The sequence below is a fragment of the Salinarimonas chemoclinalis genome (assembly GCF_041514305.1).
GTDB lineage: Bacteria > Pseudomonadota > Alphaproteobacteria > Rhizobiales > Beijerinckiaceae > Salinarimonas > Salinarimonas chemoclinalis.
Genome location: NZ_JBGMWH010000006.1, coordinates 23,356 through 43,536 on the forward strand (window position 1 = coordinate 23,356; position 20,181 = coordinate 43,536).

Consider the following 20,181-nt stretch of genomic DNA (forward strand, 5'->3'; position numbering starts at 1 on the left):
CGTTGGCGCCGGCATCGTGTAGCCCTGCACTGCATGGGCTCTCACGAACCGGGCCACCACGTGTCGGCGAGGCCGATCCGCCGGCGTCCTCGCCGTGCGCCGGCGCGACGCCGGTCTCATCGACGATGGGAGGAGGAACCCAGGGCATGTCGGCAGACGTCACGCCGTTCACGCGACAATACTTCCACGGCACGAAGGCCGACCTGCGCCCCGGCGATCACATCCGCGTCGGCCACCGATCGAATTTCACCGACGCGGGGGCCCTCTCCTGGACCTATTTCGCCGCCACGCTCGACGCGGCGATCTGGGGCGCCGAACTCTCGCGGGGCGACGGGCGTGAACGGATCTACGTCGTCGAGCCGACCGGGGAAATCGAGGACGATCCCAACCTCACGGACAAGAGGTTTCCGGGCAACCCGACGCTCTCCTATCGATCGCGCCATCCTCTGCGCGTCGTCGCCGAGCTCGTGGGCTGGACGGGGCATTCGCCGGCGACGATCGCTGCGATGAAGGACGGTCTCGAGCGATTGGCCGAGAGCGGAGACGACATCATCATCGACTGAGGCGCGCCTTTCCGAAAGCCACGGGAAGTTCATGCGCGACAGAGAGACCGGCCATGCCGCTCACCCTCTACGCCCACCCGTTCTCGTCGTGAAGGCCGGGAAGGCTGCGCGGTCGTCCTCTCGAAAATCGCGCAGATCGCAGCGAACGGATCTCCACGACGGACGGGACCTAGCTCGGCACGACATGGCAGACTGCCTCGACGCGATTGCCGTCCGGGTCGACGAGATAGGCGGCGTAGTATGCCGGGTGATAGGCCTCCCGAATCCCCGGCGCCCCCCCGTCGGTCCCCCCGGCGACGAGCCCTGCCGTCCAGAAGGCGTCGACCGCCTGCCGCATCGGAGCCTTGAAGCACCAGTGCCGGCCCGGACAGGCGTCCGGCGCGCGCCCGCGGCGGATCGACAGATAGGTGCGCTGGGGATGCGCCGCGTCGCATCGCTCTCCGTAGCCGATCCAGTCGTCGGACACCCCGACCTTCGGGATGGAGAGCGCCGCCATGATGGCGTCGTAGAAGACCTCGGCGCGCCGCAGGTCGGCGACGGTGATCGAGACGTGGTCGAGCATGGCGATCGTCCTCCGACGGGAGTTGCACCGGCCGATCGCGGGCGGCCCCGCCGGTGCGATGGGCAACGTGACGACCCGTCCCGGCCACGGCCGTGCCCGCCACGTCGGCCGGGACGAGCCCGACCGCCGTCGGACCGATCTCGATGGCCGCCCGGCGTGGCGTCCATCGGCGCTCACTCGCCCGCCCGCGTCGCCGCGGACCGGCGGGGGCGCCTCTCGCACGTCGTCACGGCCGATGAACGCGGTGTGGGCTCGAGCGCGAACTCCTTCGTCTCCGCGAACGGCCCGTCCAGCACGAGGCGCGGGAGAGCTGGCAGAGTTCGGGCGAAGGCGGTCGGGCGACGGTGTGTTGTTCGACCGGAACTCACGGTGGCCTCGTCACGGCTCTGAACGGGCGGTAGAGATATCGCGCATCGCCGGTCGGATCGCGCACCGACGGACGATCGTGAGCATGAAAGGACGGCGGCGGACGCGCCCGTACCGTGCGGAGGGAGACGAGCCGATGCCCGAACAGCGCCCCGCCGTCGTCACCCGCATCAACCCGCCGGGCGAGCCCCTGCCGGAGGGGCTCTCTGCCGAGCTCTACGACTTCACGCCGGGCTTCGTCGCCGTGCCCCCGGCGGCGGCCTATCTCGTGAGCGTTCATGTCGGCGATCCGATCCCGGCGAGCTGCCGTGCCGACGGCGAGGCTCGCGATGTCCTGCAGCGGGAAGGGGACATCGACGTCCTGCCGCCGGGGGTGCCCGGCTACTGGGAGGACGAGGTTTCCGCCCGCGCGCTCGCGGTGCGGATGCCGGCGGCCTTCGTCGCACGGGCGGCGCGGCGTCTCGGACGCGTGCCGCGGCGCCTGCGGATCGCACCCCGTTTCCAGCTGCGCGACCCTGCGCTCGCGCATTGCGGGCTCGCACTCGCGAGCGAGATCGAGGCCGGGCGCCCGGGTGGGGCTCCCTTCGCCGTCGCTCTGAGCGAAGCGCTCGCGCTGCGTCTCGTCTGCGCATGCGCCGAGGAGACGCCCGGCTACCGCGCCGCCGTCGCGGCGCTTTCGCCGGCGCGGATGGCGCAGCTCGTCTCCTACGTCGACGCGCGGCTCGACGAGGCGCTCACCCTGAGGCGCCTCGCCGCGGTCGCGGCTCTGAGCGAATCGCACTTCAAGCCCGCCTTTCGAAACGCCATTGGCGAGCCGGCTCACCAATGGCTGATGCGCCGTCGCGTGGAGCGCGCCACGGCGATGATCCGCGACGGCCTGCCGCTGGCGGAAGTCGCCGCTGCGACCGGGTTCTCGCACCAGAGCCACATGTCGCGCTGGACGCGACGTCTGCTGGGGCTCGCGCCTGCGGAGATCGCAGGCACCGCCGCGCGCCCGACGGCGAGGCCCACGAGGGCCCCCGCGGTCCCGCCGCCCTCGGCGTAGTGCCGTCAACGCGGCACCGCGTCGGGTCGGTACTGCGTTGCGAAGTCTCCGCTCGGCGGGATCGGCGTGATCACGTCGATCAGCACGCCGTTCGGATCGGTCGTGATGAAATGCCGCTGGCCGAAGGCCTCGTCGCGCAACGGCAGGAGAATCGGCAGACCCGCGCCCGCCAGCCGCGCGTGGACGGCGTCCACGTCCTCGACCTCGAGGTTGAGCAACACGCCCGCGGCGCGCCCGCGGCCGCTCTCGGGTATGGTCTCGTGGTCCCCTCGGAGGATCGCCAGGTTGATGCTCGGGTCCGCGGTCGATTGCAGGTGGACGTACCAATCGGCCTCGAAGGCCGGGGCGAAATCGAAATGCTCGATCCAGAACCGCGCCGTCGTGGCGACGTCGGCGACCATGAGCACGGGGTACCAGCTCGTGATGTTCATGCTTTCCATCTCCGGCAGAAACATACATCCTGCATCTGTTTTTGAATTAACAAACAGGCAGACTGCATGCAAGTGAAATCCGGACGCCGATCGAACGCCGAGCGCACCCGCGCCATGCGCGATAGGCTCGTCGCGACGGCCCGTGCGCTCTTCGTGGCGCAGGGCTATGCCGAGACGAGCACGCCAGCCCTCGTCACCGCGGCGGGAGTGACCCGCGGCGCGCTCTATCACCACTTCGCCGACAAGCGCGCTCTGTTCCGGGCGGTGGTGGAGGCGGAGGCGGAGGCGGTCGCGCAGGCGATCGAGGCCGCCGACGACCGGGCCGAGTCCGCCCTCGACCGTCTCCTCGCCGGTGCCGACGCGTATCTCACGGCCATGGCGGAGCCCGGCCGCACCCGTCTCCTCCTCGTCGAAGCGCCCGCGGTGCTCGGCGAGGCGGAGCGTCGTTGCATCGAAGACACGCGCGGCGACGCCACGCTGCGCGAGGGTCTCGAGGCGGCGATCGAGGCCGGCGCCCTGCGGCCGCTCCCCGTCGCGGTCCTCGCGCCGATCCTCTCCGCCGCCTTCGAGCGCGCGGCGGAGTCGATGGCCGCCGGTGCGGAGCCCGCGGCGTGTCGCACCGTCGTGCGTGCGTTGATCGCTGGGTTGACCGGGCGCGGCGACACATGAGCGGCTCGGCGGGCGGAGAAGACGACGATCATGTGACCATGATGCCCATCGTCCGCTGCAAGTCGTGGGCGAGGACCGAGAGGCTCGTCTCGGTGCCGACGTTCCTCGGGCCTCTCGTTGGGAACGGCGCCGTCCCCGTCCACTGCTTGAGGGTGGCGAATGGGTGCTCGACGGCCGATCGACGCGGCGTCATGGCACCAGGCATGCTCTCGACGCGCTCGTGCATCGCCTCGAGCACCGCCTCGTGCTCCCAACGTGAGACCCGCCGCTGCTTCGCGGGCGTGCAGCGCGCTTTCAGCGGGCACGATCGGCACCACGCCGGCGGCCTCGCACGCCATCACCTCCTCGCCGTCGAAGTAGCCGCGGTCGGCAACGACCGTGAGATCCCCGCGGGCCCTCTCCACCCTGGCCTTGTCCGCCATCGCCGCGAGGTGGACGCGGTCGTGCCCGATGCTGGTGACCTCGTGCGCCGCGATGAGTTGATCCGCAAAGTCTTGCGGGCGATCGGAGTAGCGAGTCCCTCCACCGCCAACAACGTCCCCCCGGTTCGCCCCGAGTTCCCCAGTGCGCGACCCTCACGTCGCCGGGCTCGTGCGTGCTGCGGCGAGCGTCATCGCCCGCGTGCCGGCGAGCGGCGTCGCCGACCAGGTGCGGATCTCGGGGAGAGCGGCGTCGGCGATGCACAGCGCGAGCGGATGCTCCGGGTCCGGGTCGGTGCGCCGGAAGCTCCAGGAGGCGGCGTCCTGGCCGGGCTCGCGGGTGCAGAAGCGGATCGCGCCCGGGGTGGCGAGGTCGAACCAGAAGGATGCGAGCGACAGCGACAGGCCCGTCCCGCGCGCCTTGATGTAGGCCTCCTTCAGCGTCCAGTGCTCGAAGAAGCGGTAGGCGCGGTCCGCGGGCGCGAGCTCCGCGAGGCTCCGCGCCTCTTCGGGCGCGAAGGCGTAGGCGGCGAGGCCCGGGAGATCGGCCCGGTCGCGGATGCGCTCGACGTCGACGCCCACGGCGCGCCCGACGGACGTGGCGAGCACGACGAGATCGCCCGAATGCGACAGGTTGAAGGAGAGCCCCGGCACGGCCGCCGCGCAGTCCGCGGCGAGCCGCGGCTTGCCGAAGCGATCCGCCTCGAAGCGCCAGGCCCGCGGCGGCAGAGGGCCGTGCCGGGAGAGGATGGTGCGCACGAGGGCGCGGGCGGTGGCGTGGCGCAGCCGGTCGGCCTCGAAGTGGAAGCGTTCGCCGCGCGCGCGCTCCTCCTCCGTCATCAGGTCGTCATAGGCCTCGACGAGGCCGGGGGTCGCGCTCACGTCGTCGATCCGGGCGATCCACAGATCGACGCCGTCGGGCGGCGGGCCCCCCGGCACGTCTCCCGTCTCGGCCCGCGCGGCACTCATGTCTCGTACACGCACAGGAGGTCCTTGCGCGCGATCCGCTGCTCCCGCGGATAGCCGAAGGCGTTGTTGACGTAGGTCACCCCGTCGCGCTCCGTGTGCTGGTTGACGTGACTGTGGCCGTAGACGTGGAGGCTGCCGCCGAGCGCGCGGACCTGCTCGTCCATGCGCCGGCTGCCGAGCACGGGGTCGATGAACCGCCAGGTCGCGGGGATCCGCTCCGGGATCAGGTCGATGCGCGGCAGGAAGTGCGAGAAGGTCAGCGTCGTCGCGTCCGCTACCGGCCGCAGCGGCCCGTTCATCCGCAGGAACGCGGAGGTGACCTCCCACTCGTCGAGGCCTTCCGGCCAGCGGCAGGCGCGGAAGTCCATCCAGGAGAGGCGCAACCGCGAATCCGGCTCGCCGAAGCTGAAGTCGTACCAGCCGAGCAACGGCACGATGCGCAGGCCGCCCTCGCGCCACGCCCGCGTCGAGACGCCGCTCTCCCCGGCGACCCGCTCGACCGCGCGGAACTTGGCGAAGGAATCGCCGTCGCCATCGTCCACACCCACCCAGAGATCGTGATTGCCCGGGACGAACAGGACGGTGCGGAACCGTGAGGCGAGCAGTTCGAGGCCGTGCCCGAGGAGGGGGAGCGCGCTCGCGACGTCGCCCGCCAGGAGGAGCACGTCGTCGCGGTGGTCGACCCGCGACAGGCCCCGCAGCCAGGCGAGGTTCTCGGGGTGGTCGATGTGGATGTCGGAGACGGCGAGCACCCTCATGCGGCCGCGCCCGGACACGGCCTCGAGATACTCGAGATGGAACGACTCGGCGGCATCGGGCCTCCCGGGCGCCCGGCGCACGCCTCCGCGATGCGTGCGCGTGCGACGATCATGGGTGAAGCTAGCGGATGCGCGCCGCCGTTTCCACCGCTGGCCCGCCGGGCATCTGCGCGCGCACGGCCCGGATCGCCTCGGCGAAGGCTTCCGCCAGCGCGCGCGAGCCGGCGCGCGCGGGGTGGACGACGAGGAAGCGGTGGAGGATGTCGATGTCGACCGGGCGGATCACGACGTCCTCGCGGGCCATCGCGTCGGAGAACCAGTCCGGCGTCAGCGCCACGCCGAAGCCGGCCGCCGCGAAGCCGATCGCCGAGGCGACCGATTGCGTCTCGACGGCGACGCGGACCGGCAGCCGCCGGCGGCGGAAGGCGACGTCGATCTCGTCGCGCCAGGGCCTGCCGCGGCCGATCATGATCAGCGGCTCGCTCGCGAGATCGGCGAGCCGCAGGACCGGGCGCGCCGCGAGCGGCGAGGACGCGGCGGCCACGGCGACGAGCCCGCTCGTGCCGATCTCCACCGCCTCGACGCCGGGCGCGAGGAGCGGCGCCTTGGCGATGCCGAGATCGACCTCGCGGGCCGCCACCATGCCCACGATGGTCTCGTAGCGCCCGAGCCTGACGTCGAAGCGCAGGCGGTCGCGCCCCGCCGCGAGCCGCTCCAGAGCCCGCGGCAGCAGCGCGGCGGCCATCGAATGCGGCGCGGCGATGCGCAGGAGCCCCCGCTCCAGCCCGCGGATGTCGCGGGCGAGGTTGACCACGCGCTCCAGCCCGTCGAAGGCGTGGCTCGCCTCCTCGTAGAGGACGAGCGCGCTCTCGGTGGGCGACAGGCGCCCGTTGGCGCGCGCGAAGAGAGCGAGCCCGAGTTCCTCCTCGAGCCGGGCGATCTGCTGGCTGACGGCGGGCTGCGACAGGGACAGGCGCGTCGCCGCCTGCGTCGCCCCGCCGGCCTCGATCACGGCGCAGAAGATTTCCAGGCGGCGCAGGATCGCAGGCGTCATCGGCATAAGTCCCACTTATGGAGAATCGGTATCAGACAATAAGATTGCGCGAATGGGAACCCTGACGCAGGGTTCTTGCCGAGAACGTCGCGCGAACGATGCGCAGAACGCGCGCGGCGCCTGGCATGGGGGAGCGAGCCGGTCCATGGTCCTGTTCATCGTCAGGCGGGCGCTGCAGGCGGGGCTCGTGCTCCTCGCGGTCTCGCTCGTCGTCTTCGTCGGTCTCTACGCGGTGGGCGACCCCGCCGACATCCTCCTGCCCGACGACGCCACCGCGGCCGAGCGCCAGGCCGCCGTCGTCGCGCTCGGCCTCGATCGGCCGATCTGGGCGCAGTACGGCATCTTCCTCGCCAACGCGCTCCAGGGCGACCTCGGCACCTCCTTCGTCTACAACATCCCGTCGATCTCGCTCATCGTCCAGCGCATGCCGGCGACGCTGGAGCTCGCCCTGTGCGCGATGCTGATCGCACTCGTCGTCGGCGTGCCGCTCGGCCTCTACGCCGGCCTCAGGCCCGGCTCGCGCGCCGACTCCGCGATCGTGACGGGCTCGATCCTCGGCTTCTCCCTGCCGAACTTCTGGCAGGGGCTGATGCTGATCCTGGTCTTCTCGATCTTCCTCGGCTGGCTGCCCTCGAGCGGGCGCGGCGAGACGGGCACGATCCTCGGCGTCGAGACCAGCCTCGCCACCTGGGACGGGATCCGTCACCTGATCCTGCCGGCGACGAACCTCGCGCTGTTCAAGGTCGCGCTGATGATCCGGCTCACCCGTGCGCAGGTGCGCGAGACGATGCCGCTCGACTTCGTCAGGTTCGCCCGCGCCAAGGGGCTCGGGGACGGGCGCATCGTCGGGCTCCATGTCGGCAAGACCATCGCGGCGCCGATCGTCACCGTGCTCGGGATGGAGCTCGGCTCGGTGATCGCCTTCGCGGTGATCACGGAATCGATCTTCGCCTGGCCGGGCATGGGCAAGCTCATCATCGACTCGATCAACAACCTGGATCGGCCGGTGGTGGCGGCCTACCTCCTCGTCGTCACCTTCCTGTTCATCGTCATCAATCTCGTCGTCGACGTGCTCTACTCGCTGCTCGACCCGCGCGTGCGGCTCGGGAGGCGGGCATGACGGCGCTCTCCCCCGAGAAGGCCGGCGCTCGCGCCGCGCCCGAGCCCGCTCCTTCGCCGCTCGCGGCGGTGTGGGAGGAGTTCGCCGAGAAGCGCTCGGCGGTGGTCGCGCTCGGCGTGTGCGTGCTCTTCCTCCTCCTCGCCGTCGTCGGCCCCTGGATCGCGCCGCAGGACCCCTACGACCTGCGCGCCATCAGCTTCCTCGATTCCCGCCTGCCGCCGCTCTCGGTCACGCCCGAGGGCACGCTCTACATCCTCGGCACCGACGGGCAGGGGCGCGACATGCTCTCGGCGATGATCTACGGGCTGCGCACGAGCCTGTTCGTGGGCGTGTTCTCCGGGGTGCTCGCCATCGTCGTCGGCGTCTCGCTCGGCCTCGTGGCCGCCTATGCCGGGGGCGTGGTCGACGCCGCGATCATGCGCCTCGTCGACTTCATGCTCGGCTTCCCGACGATCCTCGTCGCGCTGTTGGTGCTCGCCATCCTCGGCCAGGGCATCGACAAGGTCGTCTTCGCTCTCGTCCTGGTGCAATGGGCCTACTTCGCCCGCGCCGTGCGCGCCACCGCGCTCTCCGAGCGGGCGAAGGAATACGTCGAGGCCGCGCGCTCCCTCGGACTGTCGCACGCGCGCATCGTCTTCGGCCATCTCGCGCCCAACTGCCTGCCCCCGATCATCGTCATCGCGACGATGCAGGTGGCGAGCGCCATCTCGGCGGAGGCGACGCTCTCCTTCCTCGGGCTCGGCCTGCCGATCACCGAGCCCTCGCTCGGCCTGCTGATCTCCAACGGCTTCAACGTCATGCTCGCGGGGCTCTACTGGATCAGCGTCTTCCCCGGCCTCCTGCTGCTGGCGCTCATCTTCGCCATCAACGTCGTCGGCGACCGGCTGCGCGACGTGCTCAACCCGCGGTCGGCGACATGAGCGCCCTCCTCGAGATCACCGGGCTCAGGACCCATTTCAACACCCGCGCGGGCGTGGTCCGCGCCGTCGACGGGCTCGACCTACGGGTCGCGGCCGGCGAGATCGTCGGCATCGTCGGCGAGAGCGGCTCGGGCAAGTCGGTGGCGAGCTTCTCGGTGCTCGGCCTCGTCGATCCGCCCGGCCGCATCGTCGCGGGCTCGATCCGGTTTCGGGGCGAGGAGCTCGTCGGCGCGGACCCGGCGCGGCTGCGCCGCCTGCGGGGGCGGGAGATCGCCATGATCTTCCAGGACCCCTTGATGACGCTCACGCCCGTCCTGCGCATCGAGACGCAGATGGTCGAGGCGATCCGCGCGCACGAGCGGGTCTCGGCCAAGGCCGCGCGGGTCCGCGCGATCGAGGCGCTGGCGCGTGTCGGCATCCCGGCGCCGGCCGAGCGCATCCGCGCCTATCCGCACCAGTTCTCCGGGGGCATGCGCCAGCGCGTCGCGATCGCCATCGCGCTCCTCCACAGCCCGGCGCTGATCCTGGCCGACGAGCCGACGACGGCGCTCGACGTGACGATCCAGGGCCAGATCCTCTACGAGATGCAGCGCCTCGTCGCCGAGACCGGCGCGGCCCTCGTCTGGGTGAGCCACGATCTCGCCGTCGTCGAGAGCCTCGCCGATCGGGTCTGCGTGATGTACGCCGGCCGCATCGTGGAGGAGGGGCCGGCGGCGCGGGTCGTCGCAGCGCCGGCGCATCCCTACACACGCGGGCTCCTCGATTCGCTGCCGGGCGGGGCGCTCGCGGGCGCGCGCCTGCGCCAGATCCCCGGCATGACGCCCTCGCTGCTCGACCTGCCGCCGGGCTGCCCCTTCGCGCCGCGCTGCCCGATCGCCGCGCCCGCCTGCGCGAGCGAGCCGCCGATCGTCGCGATCGCGCCCGGGCGCACCGCGCGCTGCCATGCGCCCCTCGTGCGGGAGGAGGCGGCATGAGAGGGCTCGCGACCGCTCCCGTCCCAGCGCCGCAGGCGGCCGCCGCGCCGCCCCATCTCGAGGTGCGCGGGGTCACCAAGCACTTCGTGCGCCGGCCCGACATCGTCGAGCGCGTCGCGATCGCGCTGGGCCTCGTCGAGCCGCCCCCCGTGCTGCGGGCCGTCGACGGCGTCTCCTTCGCCGTGGCACGGGGCGAGGCGCTGGGCCTCGTCGGCGAATCGGGCTGCGGCAAGTCCACCCTCGGGCGCATCCTCGCGGGCGTCCACGCCAAGACCGGCGGCGACTTCCTGTTCGAGGGCGTCGAGGAGGCGGGCTGGGACGCGGCGCGGGCGAATCGCGCGCGGCTCGAGGTCCAGATGATCTTCCAGGATCCGATGTCGTCCCTGAACCCGAGGAAGCGCATCGGGGCGGCGATCGGCGAGGCGCCCGTCGCCCACGGGCTCGTCTCGCGCCGCGAGCGGGACGACCTCGTGGCGGGGCTGATGCGCGAGGTCGGGCTCGACCCGAGCTACGTGCGCCGCTTTCCGCACCAGTTCTCCGGCGGGCAGCGCCAGCGCATCGGCATCGCCCGCGCGCTCGCGGTCTCGCCGGCGGCCCTCGTCTGCGACGAGGCGGTGGCGGCGCTCGACGTCTCGATCCAGGCGCAGATCCTCAACCTGTTCATGGACCTGCGTGAGCGGCGCGGGCTCACCTACCTGTTCATCTCGCACGATCTCGGCGTCGTCGAGCACCTCACCGACCGCGTGGCGATCATGTATCTCGGCCGCATCGTCGAGATCGGGCCGACGCGCGAGATCTTCGCCCGGCCCGCCCATCCCTACACGAGCGCGCTCCTCGCCGAGGCGCCGCGGGTGGGGCAGGGCCGGCGCGTCTACGCGCCGCTGACGGGGGAGATCCCCTCGCCGCTGGCGCCGCCACCGGGCTGCGCCTTCCACACGCGCTGCCCCCGCGCCTTCGCCCGCTGCCGGGAGGAGGCGCCCGCCCTGAAGGACGTCGCGCCCGGGCGCGCCGCCGCGTGCCACCTCGACGATCGAGCATAACGGAGGAACGGATGAAGCCCTTTTCCAGCCTTTTCCTCGCGGCCGCGCTCGCGGCCGCGAGCCTGCCGGCGCTCGCGCAGGATCTCACCATCGGGCGCGGCAACGAGCCCCAGTCGATCGATCCGCAATTCTCCCGCACGGGTCCCAACCAGATGACGGCCCTGCACGTCTTCGACCGGCTGCTGCTGACCGACGCCAACGTGCGCGCGACGCCCGGTCTCGCCGTGAGCTGGGAGGCGCTCGACGACCTCACCTGGGAGGTGAAGCTGCGCGAGGGCGTCACCTTCCACGACGGCACGCCCTTCACGGCCGCCGACGTGGTCTATTCCCTCGAGCGCGCGCCCGACGTGCCGAACTCGCCGGCCTCCTTCGCCCAGTCGGTGGCGGACGTCGCGGCCATGGAGATCGTCGACGACCACACGATCCGCTTCACCACCAAGGCGCCGACGCCGCTCTTCATGGAGACGATCGGCACCGTGTACATCGTCTCGAAGGCGGCCACCGAGGGCCGGGAGAGCGCCGACTTCAATTCCGGCGAGGCCGCCATCGGCACGGGGCCGTACCGCTTCGTGTCCTGGGCGCCGGGCGACCGCATCGAGCTCGTCCGCAACGAGGACTACTGGGGCGAGAAGCCCCACTTCGCCAACGTCACCATGCGTTTCATCGACAACGACGCGGCCCGCGTCGCGGCGCTGCTCTCCGGTGCGGTGGACCTGATCGACCTCGTCCCGCCCGCCGACCTGCCGGCGCTGCGCGCCAACGCGCGCATCGACGTGTTCGAGACGGCCACCGTGCGCCTCGTCTACCTCGCGCTCAACCAGGCGGACGACGCGCCCCACCTCACGGACGTCGCCGGCAACCCGCTTCCCGAGAACCCGCTCCAGGACGCGCGGGTGCGCAACGCCGTCTCGATGATGATCGACCGCGAGGCGCTGATCGACCGGGTGCTCTACGGCTCGGGCGGCGCGGCGAGCCAGATCGTTCCCGAGGGCGTCTTCGGCTTCAACCCGGACATCGCGGTGCCGCGGCCCGACCCGGAAGCGGTCCGCGCGCTCCTCGCCGAGGCCGGCTACCCGGACGGGTTCGGCATCACCATCCACGGCTCGAACGACCGCTTCAGCCAGGACGGCGACGTGGCGCAGGCCGTGGGCCAGCTGCTGGCACGGGGCGGGCTCACCGTGAACGGCGTCGAGACGCTGCCCTACAGCGTCTTCGCGAAGGGTGCGGGCGACAACCAGTACGGCGCCTTCCTGTTCTCCTACGGCAACTCGACCGGGGAGGCCTCGCGCGGCCTCGAGAGCGTGCTGCACACCTTCGACGAGGAGAACGACCGCGGCACGCTCAACCGCTTCCGCTATTCCAACCCGGAGTTCGACGCGGCCATCACGGACGCGAAGCAGATCTTCGATCCGCAGGAGCGCGAGGCGGCGCTTCAGGCGGCGGCGGCGATCGCCTTCGGGGAGTCGGGGCTCGTGCCGCTCTACTTCCAGTCCCTCGCCTGGGCGGCACGCGACGGCATCGTCTTCGAGCCGCGGCGCGACGAGCGCACCCTCGCCATGGGCGCGCGGGAGGCCGAGTGACGCCATGGACGCACGCACGCCCGAGACGCCCGGCGCAGCCGGCGACGCCGTCGTCCTCGCGGACGTCATGGTGCCCATGCGCGACGGCGTGCGTCTCGCGACCGACGTGACCCTGCCGGCCCGGGACGGCGTGCCGCTGCCCGGGCCGCATCCGACGCTCCTCCACCGCACGCCCTACGGCAAGGCGGAGGCGCGGCTCTCCGAGATCAGCGTCGCCGACCCCGTCCCTCGCCCCAACGGCGTCCTCGCCGCCGAGCTGGCGCGGGCGGGCTATGCCGTCGTGATGCAGGACTGCCGCGGGCGCTACGGCTCGCAGGGCGTGTTCGCCAAGTATCTCGGCGAGGGCGAGGACGGGTTCGACACGCTCGCCTGGATCGGGGCGCAGCCCTGGTGCGACGGGCGGATCGGCACGTTCGGGCTCTCCTACTCGTCCCACGTCCAGACCGCGCTCGCGGCGCTGCGCCCGCCGGGTCTCGCGGCGATGTTCCTCGATTCGGGCGGCTTCTGGAACGCCTACCAGGGCGGCGTGCGGAAAGGGGGCGCCTTCGAGCTCAAGCAGGCGACCTGGGCCTTCAAGCACGCGCGCCTCTCGCCGGCGGCGACGGCGGACCCCGTCGTCGCCGCTGCGCTCGACGCCGAGGACATCGAGGCCTGGTTCCGATCGATGCCCTGGAAACGCGGCCACTCGCCGCTGCGGCACGTGCCGGAATACGAGGATTATCTCTTCGACCAATGGGAGCGCGGCGCCTTCGACGCCTTCTGGCGCCGGCCCGAGCTGCACGCCGCAGACCACTACGACGCCCTCGCGCGGGTGCCGACGTTCCTCATCTGCGGCTGGTACGACCCCTATGCCGAGACGATCTGCGAGCATTTCCGCGGCATCGCCGCCGCCGGCGGGCGGGTCGAGATGGTGATGGGGCCGTGGCTGCACGGGCGGCGCAGCCAGGCGCACGCGGGCGACGTCGCCTTCGGCGAGGGCGCGACCCTCGACGCGGCGATCGCGGCGGACTACGCGAGCCTGCGCCGCGCCTGGTTCGATCGCTGGATGGGGCCTCGGCCCGCCCGCGGCGAGGCCTCGCCCGGCGCCGCGTCCCCGCCCGCCGCGCGCTGGTTCTGCATGGGCGGCGGCAGCGGGCGGCGCGACGCGGACGGTCGGCGCGCGCACGGCGGCGCCTGGCGGGAGGCGGCGTCCTTCCCCCCGCCCGAGGCCGTCGAGACGCCGTTCTTCCTCGACGCCCGTGGGCTCCTCGCCGCCGATCCCGCGGCCGAGGGTGCCATCACGATCCAGACCGACCCGGCCGACCCCGTCCCCTCCATGGGCGGGGCGATCACGTCCGGCACGCCGGTGATGGAGGGCGGGGCCTACGACCAGGTGCCCGGGCCGGAGACCTTCGGCGCGCGCGCCCCCTTCCTGCCGCTCGCGGCGCGGCGCGACGTCGTCGTCCTCGCCACCGCGCCGCTGGCGCGCGACGTCGAGATCGCCGGGCCGGTGCGCGTCCACCTGCGGGTCTCGACGGATGCGCCGGACATCGACGTCACCGTGAAGCTCGTCGACTGGGCGCCGCCCAGCGCGGACTACCCGCGGGGCTTCGCCATGAACCTCACGGACGGCATCCTGCGCCTGCGCTACCGCCGCTCCTTCGAGGAGCCCGCCCTCCTGGCGCCCGGCGAGGTCGCCGACATCGTGGTGACGGCGCCGCCGGTGGCGAACCTGTTCCGCACGGGGCATCGCATCCGCCTCGACATCGCCGGGTCGAACTTCCCGCGCTTCGACGTCAACCCGCAGACCGGCGAGCCCGAGGGGCGCGCGCTCGGGCGGCGGGTCGCGACGACGACGTTCCATCTCGGCGGCGCGGGCAGCCCGCCACGGCTCGTCCTGAGCGTCGTGCCGTGAGAGTCTCGCCGTGAGAGTCTCGCCGTGAGCCGCCTCGTCGCCTTCGGGCAGGCGCTGATCCGCCGGCCGCTCGCCTGGCCGGAGGAGACGCGCGCGCTGGCGGCCGGCGCCGAGGTCGTGTTCTGCAACCTCGAGGGCTGCGTGGCGCCGCCCGGCGCGACCCGCATGAAGACGAAGACGGTCCATCCGGCGCCGGCGGAGGCGCTCGCGGCGCTCGCGGACCTCGGCGTGACGCACCTCTCGATCGCCAACAACCACGTCTGGGACTACGGCCACCCCGGCATCCTCGCGACCCGCGACGCCGCGCGGGCGGCGGGCTTCGCGGTCGCGGGCGCCGGCCGGGACGCGGCGGAGGCCGCGCGGCCGGCGATCCGGGCGGGCGTCGCGCTCGTCGCCGCCGATTGCGGGCCGACGCCGGACTGGGCGATCGCGGGGGAGGGGCCGGGGGTCAACCCGTTGCGGGTGCGCCGCCGCCTCGTGCTGCCCGGCCCGGACCTCGCGCGCCTGATCGCGATCGCCCGCGCCACCGGCGAGGCGCAGCGTGCCGCGCGTCGCGTCGCGATCGGCTACGACGCCGCGCCCCAGGGGCCGAGCTTCTACGGCCTCGCCCTCGCCGAAGGCGACGGCCCCCGAGAGGAGCACACCGTCGAGCCGGCCGATCTCGACCGTCTGGCCGCGGCGATCGAGGGCGCGCGGCGGGAGGCGGATCGCGTCCTCGTCTCGCTGCACCATCACCATTGGGCGCCGGATTGGACCCTCCCGCCCGGCTGGCTGGAGGACGTCTGCACCCGCATCCTCGGGCTCGGCGCGGACCTCGTCGCCGCCCACGGGCCGCCGGTCGCCTACGGCCTCGTGGACGGCGCCGCCGGCGGCGTGGCGGCGCTGGGGCTGGGCAACCTGGCCTTCCACACGGCGCGCGCGGAGCGCTACGCCCGCGAGGGGCTCGACGTCTTCGCCGGCGCGGCGTTGGTGGTGGACGGCGCCGGGAGCCGGCTCGCGCCAGTCGCCGTCGCGCGCTGATCAGGCGTCGGTCGCCGGGGCGAGCCGCTCGAGATATGGCAGGTCCGGCGGGTCGAAGCTCCGGCGGATGCGGGCGATGCGCGCCATCGCCCGCTCGCGCGAGACCATCAGATGGCCGCGCAGCTCCGCGCGCGCCTCCGCGATTCGCCCGGCGCGGAGCAGGCGCACGACCGCGAGGTGCTCCGGCAGGAACGGCTCGACCTCGAACATCGCCAGCGTGCGCGGGTAGAGGAAGCGGTGGGCGATCAGCAGCGACTGGTGCAGGCGGATCGCCTGGAGCAGGGCCTCGTTGCCGCAATGGCCGAGGAACTGGACGTGCATCTCGTCCTCGAGCGCGTCGAGTTCGGCGCTGCCGAGGCGCTCGGGCGCGGCGAGCCCGGCCCGGAGCCGCGCCTCCATGCGCGCGAGCAGCGCAGCCGGCGCGCGGACGGCGGCCTTCTCCAGCGCCTCCGGCTCGAGGATCGCGCGCACCTCGTACAGTTCCCCGACGTGCGTCGGCGTCAGCGCCGGCGCGACCCAGCGCGCGCCTTCGCCCTTCTTGACGACCCCCGCCTGCTGCAGCCGCCCGACCACGTCGCGCGCCACGGTGCGGCTGACGCCGTAGTGGCGCGCGAGCTCGCTCTCGACGATGCGCCAGTCGGCCAGCAGCGTGCGCGCCACGATCTCGCTCTCGACCTCGTCGTAGATGCGCTCCCAGGTCGCCACCGCGCGCAGGCGCTCGGGGACGGCGACGGCCGCGGGCGCGCCGGGGGCACTCGCGCCGGCGGCGGCCTCGACGACGTAGCCGCGCCCGTCGGTCTTGCGCACGAGCCCCGCCTCGGCGAGGCGCGCGAGCGCCTGGCGGGCCGGCGGGCGGCTCACGCCGAAGCGGCCGGCCACCTGCGTCTCCCCGATCCGCTCGCCCGCCGCGAGGCGCCCCTGCGCGATCTCGGCGGCGAGAATGGCGTAGACCCGCTCGTAGAGGCGCGGCACCGCGCCCGTGACCGACGGCTCCCTCGCGGAGGGCGTCTCGTCCAGCGCGAACGTATCGCTCGTCCCGTCCGTGGCCGCCACGAGTCCAATCCCATTGCCGCGGGGCGCGGCTCGCCGCTCGGATCCCCGACGCCGGACCGCTCCCATCGACGCGCAGGGTCCCCCGTCGCCGAACGCTCGGGCGTCGCTCGCCGGGAACGATAGCGGCGCCGACGGGCGCGGGCAATTCGCCGCTGCGCCCGGACACGCATCGGCGCACGGCCCCCGGCTCGCGCCCGGCGTCGCACGTCCGGCGTGCCCAGAAAAACGTACAATGCACACAGTAGACATTACGGGCTTCCGACGCTACGGTACGCGTCAGGAGAACGACGCCGGCGCGAAGAGCCGGCGCGAGGGAGGAAGTGCGATGGGTGGACGGCTCGCGGGCAAGCGCGCGCTGGTGACCGGCGCCGGGGCGGGGATCGGCCGGGCGATCGCGCTCGCCTTCGCGGCGGAGGGTGCGACGGTCGTCGCGGCGAGCCGCACGCGCGCCAAGATGGAGGACATGCCGCGCATCCATGCGGCGATCGCGCCCGTGGCGCTCGACGTCACCGATCCGCAGGCCGTCACGGACGCGCTGGGCGCGGAGCGCGCGTTCGACGTCGTGGTCAACGCGGCGGGGTGGGTGCACCAGGGCACGCTGCTCGCCTGCTCGCTCGCGGACTGGCGCGCGAGCTTCGACCAGAACGTCACCTCCGCCTTCCTCGTTCTCAAGGCGACGCTGCCGGCGATGATCGCCCATGGCGGCGGTTCGATCGTCAACGTCGCGTCGGTCGCCTCCACCGTCACCGGAGTCGCCGAGCGCGCGGCCTACGGTGCGAGCAAGGCGGCGCTGATCGGGCTCACCAAGGCGGTCGCGCGCGACCACATCCGCGAGGGCGTGCGCGCCAACGCGCTGTGCCCCGGCACCACGTCCTCGCCCTCGCTCGAGGCGCGCATCGCGGCCCACGACGATCCCGAGGGGGCGCGGCGGCGCTTCGTCGCCCGCCAGCCGATGGGGCGGCTCGGCACCGTGGAGGAGATGGCGGCGGCCGCGCTCTACCTGGCGAGCGACGACGCGGCCTTCGTCACCGGCACGGTGATGGTCGTCGACGGTGGGCAGACGCTGTGAGCGCCGCCGACGACGCGCCCGAGGCCGCCTACGTGGCGCGCATCGCAGAGGCCGGGCTCGCCGCCTTCTGCCGCGCGGTTCTCGCCGGCGCAGGCGCCGACCTCGAGAGCGCGGACGCGGCGACGCGCGCCATGCTGCACGCCTCGCGCCACGGCATCGACAGCCACGGCGTGCGCCTGCTCGACCACTACGTCCGCGCGCTCGTCGGCGGGCGCGTGAACGGCACGCCGACCCTCGCCTTCGACCGTTCCGACCGGCCGGTGGCGATGCTCGACGCGGATCACGCCCACGGCGCGCGCGCGACCTACGCGGCGATGGCGCGCGCGGGCGCCGCGGCGCGGCGGTTCGGGATCGGCGCGGTCGCGATCCGCAACTCCTCCCACTTCGGCGCCGCGGGCGCCTACGCGCTCGCGGCCGCGGAGGAGGGGCTCGTCGGCGTCGCCGTGTGCAATTCCGACAGCTTCGTGCGCCTGCACGGAGGCGCGGAGCGCTTCCACGGCACGAACCCGATCGCGGCCGCCGCGCCCTGCGGCGAGGGGCGGCCGTGGCTGCTCGACATGGCGACGAGCGCCATCCCCTACAACCGCATCGTGCTCCACCGCAGCCTGGAGCGACCGCTGCCCGACGGCGTCGCCTCCACCGAGGACGGCGGCGACACGCGCGACCCGAACCTCGCCGCGATGCTGGCGCCGCTCGGCGGCGCGTTCGGCTACAAGGGCGCGGGCCTCGCCGGCCTCGTGGAAATCCTCTCCGCGCTCCTGACCGGCATGGGCACGAGCGCGGAGCTCCTGCCGATGACGGGGCCCGATTTCGAGACCCACCGCGGGCTCGGCGCGTTCGTGCTCGCGATCGACCCGGACGCCTTCGTCGGCCGGGCCGAGTTCGAGGCGGGCATGCGCCGCTACCTCGCCGCGCTGCGCGGCTCGCTGCCCGCCCACGGCGCGCGCGTGCTCGCGCCCGGCGACCGGGAGTGGGCGCAGGCCGAGGCGCGCGCCCGCACCGGCATCCCCGTCGACCCCCATTCGCTCGAGGCCTTCCGCCGGCTGGCGGAGGCCTGGGACGTACCCTTCCCGGCCATCGCGCCGGAGGAGGGCGACACCGGCTCCAACGCACGAGCCGTTTCGCACCAGAGGGAGGAACCACGATGACGACGAAGACCACCATCCGGCCGCTCGCCGCCGCCTGCGGCGCCGCGATCGCGCTCGCGCTCGGCGCCGGCGCCGCACAGGCGCAGGAGCACACCCTGCGCTTCAACCACGTGCTCGGCCCCAACGAGCCCTTCCACCGCGGCTTCACCGCCTGGGCCGAGCGCGTCGCCGAGCGCACGAACGGCGGGCTCCAGATCCAGGTCTTCCACTCCGCCCAGCTCGGCGTCGAGGAGGACATCATCGAGCAGATCCGCCAGGGCGCGAACATCGGCCAGAACACCGACGCGGCCCGGCTCGGCACCTGGGTGCCCGGCATCGCCGTCGTGAACGGCCCCTACTTCGTCTCCTCCGCCGAGGAGGCCTTCTCCCTCGCCGACGCGCCCACCATGCAGGGCTGGCTCGACGAACTCTCCGACCAGCACGGCATCGAGGTCGTCTGCTTCGACTGGGTGCAGGGCTTCCGCAACTTCTTCACGAACGAGGAGATCCGTACGCCCGCCGACCTCGAGGGCCTGCGCATCCGCACGCCCCCGGCGCCGATCTGGCAGGAATCGATCCGCGCGCTGGGCGCGCAGCCGACCGCCATGGCCTTCGGCGACGTCTATCCCGGCCTCCAGCAGCGCGCCATCGACGGCGCCGAGCTGACCTACTCGAACATCGTCGCGGGCAACCTGAACGAGGTGCTCGACGTCGCCAACGAGACGAGGCACATCCTCCTCGTCAACTTCCAGATCGTCTCCGCGCAATGGTTCGACGGGCTCCCCGCCGAGTACCAGGCGGCCTTGAACGAGGAATGCCGCGCCGCCGGGCAGGCGACCTCGGCGGAGATCGCCGACGCCGCCGAGGCCGCCAAGCAGCGGCTGGTCGATGCGGGCATGACGATCGTCGACGACGTCGACATGGACGCCTTCCGCGCGGCGGGCGAAGCGGCGTACGAAGCGCTGGGGCTGTCGGAGGAGAAAGCCGCGCTCCAGGCCGAGATCGGCGGGTGACGAGACTCGCCCGCTTTGGGAGGGGGCCGGCGGAGGCGTCATGAAACGGATAGGGCCGGCACTCGCGAAGGCCGAGGCGATCCTCGCCGGCCTCCTCCTGATGGGCATGGTGGGGCTGATCTTCACGGGCGGGGTGGCGCGGATGATGCGCAACCCGCTGAACTGGACCATCGACCTCGCCACCTGCTTCTTCGCCTGGGCGGCGTTCCTGTGCGCGGACATCGCCTGGCGCAACGGCAAGCTGATGGCGGTGGATCTCCTCGGGCCGCGCCTGCCGCCGCGCGGGCGCCATCTCCTCCAGACGATCAACTATGCCATCATCGCCGTCTTCCTCGGCTACGTCGTCTATGCCGGCGCCTGGCTCTCCTGGGTGAGCCGGGCGCGCTCGTTTCAGGGGATCCCCGGCGTGAGCTATTCCTGGGTGACGATGAGCCTCGTCGTCGGCGGCCTGCTGCTGCTCGCGACGACGCTCGTGAAGCTCGCACGCCATCTGCGTGCGGGGCCGCACGCCCCCGTGCCGGCGGGGGAGGGGTGA

At 73.0% G+C, this 20,181-nt stretch carries 20 protein-coding genes and 1 pseudogene; 14 read left to right on the forward strand and 7 right to left on the reverse strand.

Going from position 1 to position 20,181, the window contains the following annotated elements; translation table 11 throughout:
* The first annotated feature begins 146 nt into the window (after window positions 1-146).
* On the forward strand, window positions 147-563 hold the full coding sequence (arr, locus tag AB9M23_RS11840) for an NAD(+)--rifampin ADP-ribosyltransferase (RefSeq protein ID WP_372424753.1): 417 nt from the start codon (window positions 147-149) through the stop codon (window positions 561-563).
* Between the two features lie 169 nt (window positions 564-732).
* Here the strand turns inward: arr and AB9M23_RS11845 are convergent, their stop codons facing one another.
* Complete coding sequence (locus AB9M23_RS11845; protein WP_372424754.1) at window positions 733-1,125, reverse strand: VOC family protein; 393 nt, start codon at window positions 1,123-1,125, stop codon at window positions 733-735.
* Between the two features lie 502 nt (window positions 1,126-1,627).
* On the opposite strand from AB9M23_RS11845, the gene AB9M23_RS11850 reads away from it, so the two are divergent.
* Window positions 1,628-2,536, forward strand: a complete 909-nt coding sequence (locus AB9M23_RS11850) for a helix-turn-helix domain-containing protein (RefSeq protein ID WP_372424755.1) — start codon at window positions 1,628-1,630, stop codon at window positions 2,534-2,536.
* 5 nt (window positions 2,537-2,541) lie between these two features.
* On the opposite strand, the gene AB9M23_RS11855 is transcribed toward AB9M23_RS11850, so the two are convergent.
* Complete coding sequence (locus tag AB9M23_RS11855) at window positions 2,542-2,967, reverse strand: VOC family protein (protein WP_372424756.1); 426 nt, start codon at window positions 2,965-2,967, stop codon at window positions 2,542-2,544.
* Window positions 2,968-3,033: 66 nt separating this feature from the next.
* Here AB9M23_RS11855 and AB9M23_RS11860 point away from each other — a divergent pair, with 66 nt between their 5' ends.
* A complete protein-coding gene (locus AB9M23_RS11860) occupies window positions 3,034-3,636 on the forward strand; it encodes a TetR/AcrR family transcriptional regulator (protein ID WP_372424757.1) in 603 nt (200 codons plus the stop codon).
* A 28-nt stretch (window positions 3,637-3,664) separates the two neighbouring features.
* On the opposite strand, the pseudogene AB9M23_RS11865 reads toward AB9M23_RS11860, so the two are convergent.
* From AB9M23_RS11865 to AB9M23_RS11880, 4 genes and pseudogenes are all read right to left on the reverse strand, one after another.
* Window positions 3,665-3,940, reverse strand: a pseudogene (locus AB9M23_RS11865) (transposase); the annotation flags it as partial.
* 271 nt (window positions 3,941-4,211) lie between these two features.
* The gene (locus AB9M23_RS11870; protein WP_372424758.1) at window positions 4,212-5,024 is read right to left on the reverse strand and encodes a 4'-phosphopantetheinyl transferase family protein; all 813 of its coding nucleotides are present in this window, start codon (window positions 5,022-5,024) and stop codon (window positions 4,212-4,214) included.
* Entirely contained in the window at window positions 5,021-5,782 is a 762-nt protein-coding gene (locus AB9M23_RS11875) for a metallophosphoesterase (RefSeq protein ID WP_372424759.1), read from the reverse strand. Before AB9M23_RS11875 ends, AB9M23_RS11870 begins: the two co-directional genes overlap by 4 nt.
* 121 nt (window positions 5,783-5,903) lie before the next feature.
* Complete coding sequence (locus AB9M23_RS11880; RefSeq protein ID WP_372424760.1) at window positions 5,904-6,836, reverse strand: LysR substrate-binding domain-containing protein; 933 nt, start codon at window positions 6,834-6,836, stop codon at window positions 5,904-5,906.
* Window positions 6,837-6,981: 145 nt separating this feature from the next.
* Here AB9M23_RS11880 and AB9M23_RS11885 point away from each other — a divergent pair, with 145 nt between their 5' ends.
* Genes AB9M23_RS11885 through AB9M23_RS11915 form a run of 7 tightly spaced genes read left to right on the forward strand, consistent with a single transcriptional unit; the run spans window position 6,982 to window position 15,384 of the window.
* Window positions 6,982-7,956: an ABC transporter permease gene (locus AB9M23_RS11885; protein ID WP_372424761.1), complete on the forward strand. Its 975-nt coding sequence runs from the start codon at window positions 6,982-6,984 to the stop codon at window positions 7,954-7,956.
* A complete protein-coding gene (locus AB9M23_RS11890) occupies window positions 7,953-8,876 on the forward strand; it encodes an ABC transporter permease (protein WP_372424762.1) in 924 nt (307 codons plus the stop codon). Before AB9M23_RS11885 ends, AB9M23_RS11890 begins: the two co-directional genes overlap by 4 nt.
* Window positions 8,873-9,850: an ABC transporter ATP-binding protein gene (locus tag AB9M23_RS11895; protein ID WP_372424764.1), complete on the forward strand. Its 978-nt coding sequence runs from the start codon at window positions 8,873-8,875 to the stop codon at window positions 9,848-9,850. The genes AB9M23_RS11890 and AB9M23_RS11895 overlap by 4 nt, the downstream gene beginning before the upstream one ends.
* Window positions 9,847-10,890: an ABC transporter ATP-binding protein gene (locus AB9M23_RS11900; RefSeq protein ID WP_372424765.1), complete on the forward strand. Its 1,044-nt coding sequence runs from the start codon at window positions 9,847-9,849 to the stop codon at window positions 10,888-10,890. Before AB9M23_RS11895 ends, AB9M23_RS11900 begins: the two co-directional genes overlap by 4 nt.
* 11 nt (window positions 10,891-10,901) lie before the next feature.
* Window positions 10,902-12,470 (forward strand): ABC transporter substrate-binding protein, encoded by a 1,569-nt coding sequence (locus AB9M23_RS11905; RefSeq protein WP_372424766.1) that lies wholly within the window; start codon window positions 10,902-10,904, stop codon window positions 12,468-12,470.
* Between the two features lie 4 nt (window positions 12,471-12,474).
* A complete protein-coding gene (locus AB9M23_RS11910) occupies window positions 12,475-14,364 on the forward strand; it encodes a CocE/NonD family hydrolase (protein WP_372424767.1) in 1,890 nt (629 codons plus the stop codon).
* A 24-nt stretch (window positions 14,365-14,388) separates the two neighbouring features.
* Window positions 14,389-15,384, forward strand: coding sequence for a CapA family protein (locus tag AB9M23_RS11915; RefSeq protein ID WP_372424768.1), 996 nt, complete (start codon window positions 14,389-14,391; stop codon window positions 15,382-15,384).
* On the opposite strand, the gene AB9M23_RS11920 is transcribed toward AB9M23_RS11915, so the two are convergent.
* Window positions 15,385-16,437: a GntR family transcriptional regulator gene (locus AB9M23_RS11920; protein ID WP_372424769.1), complete on the reverse strand. Its 1,053-nt coding sequence runs from the start codon at window positions 16,435-16,437 to the stop codon at window positions 15,385-15,387.
* A gap of 325 nt (window positions 16,438-16,762) precedes the next feature.
* On the opposite strand from AB9M23_RS11920, the gene AB9M23_RS11925 reads away from it, so the two are divergent.
* Genes AB9M23_RS11925 through AB9M23_RS11940 form a run of 4 tightly spaced genes read left to right on the forward strand, consistent with a single transcriptional unit; the run spans window position 16,763 to window position 20,181 of the window.
* Window positions 16,763-17,506 carry an SDR family oxidoreductase gene (locus AB9M23_RS11925; protein ID WP_372424770.1) on the forward strand — a complete coding sequence of 248 codons (744 nt, stop codon included), beginning with the start codon at window positions 16,763-16,765 and terminating at the stop codon, window positions 17,504-17,506.
* The gene (locus AB9M23_RS11930; RefSeq protein WP_372424771.1) at window positions 17,503-18,654 is read left to right on the forward strand and encodes an Ldh family oxidoreductase; all 1,152 of its coding nucleotides are present in this window, start codon (window positions 17,503-17,505) and stop codon (window positions 18,652-18,654) included. Before AB9M23_RS11925 ends, AB9M23_RS11930 begins: the two co-directional genes overlap by 4 nt.
* Window positions 18,651-19,646: a C4-dicarboxylate TRAP transporter substrate-binding protein gene (locus tag AB9M23_RS11935; protein WP_372424772.1), complete on the forward strand. Its 996-nt coding sequence runs from the start codon at window positions 18,651-18,653 to the stop codon at window positions 19,644-19,646. Before AB9M23_RS11930 ends, AB9M23_RS11935 begins: the two co-directional genes overlap by 4 nt.
* 40 nt (window positions 19,647-19,686) lie before the next feature.
* Entirely contained in the window at window positions 19,687-20,181 is a 495-nt protein-coding gene (locus tag AB9M23_RS11940; RefSeq protein ID WP_372424774.1) for a TRAP transporter small permease, read from the forward strand.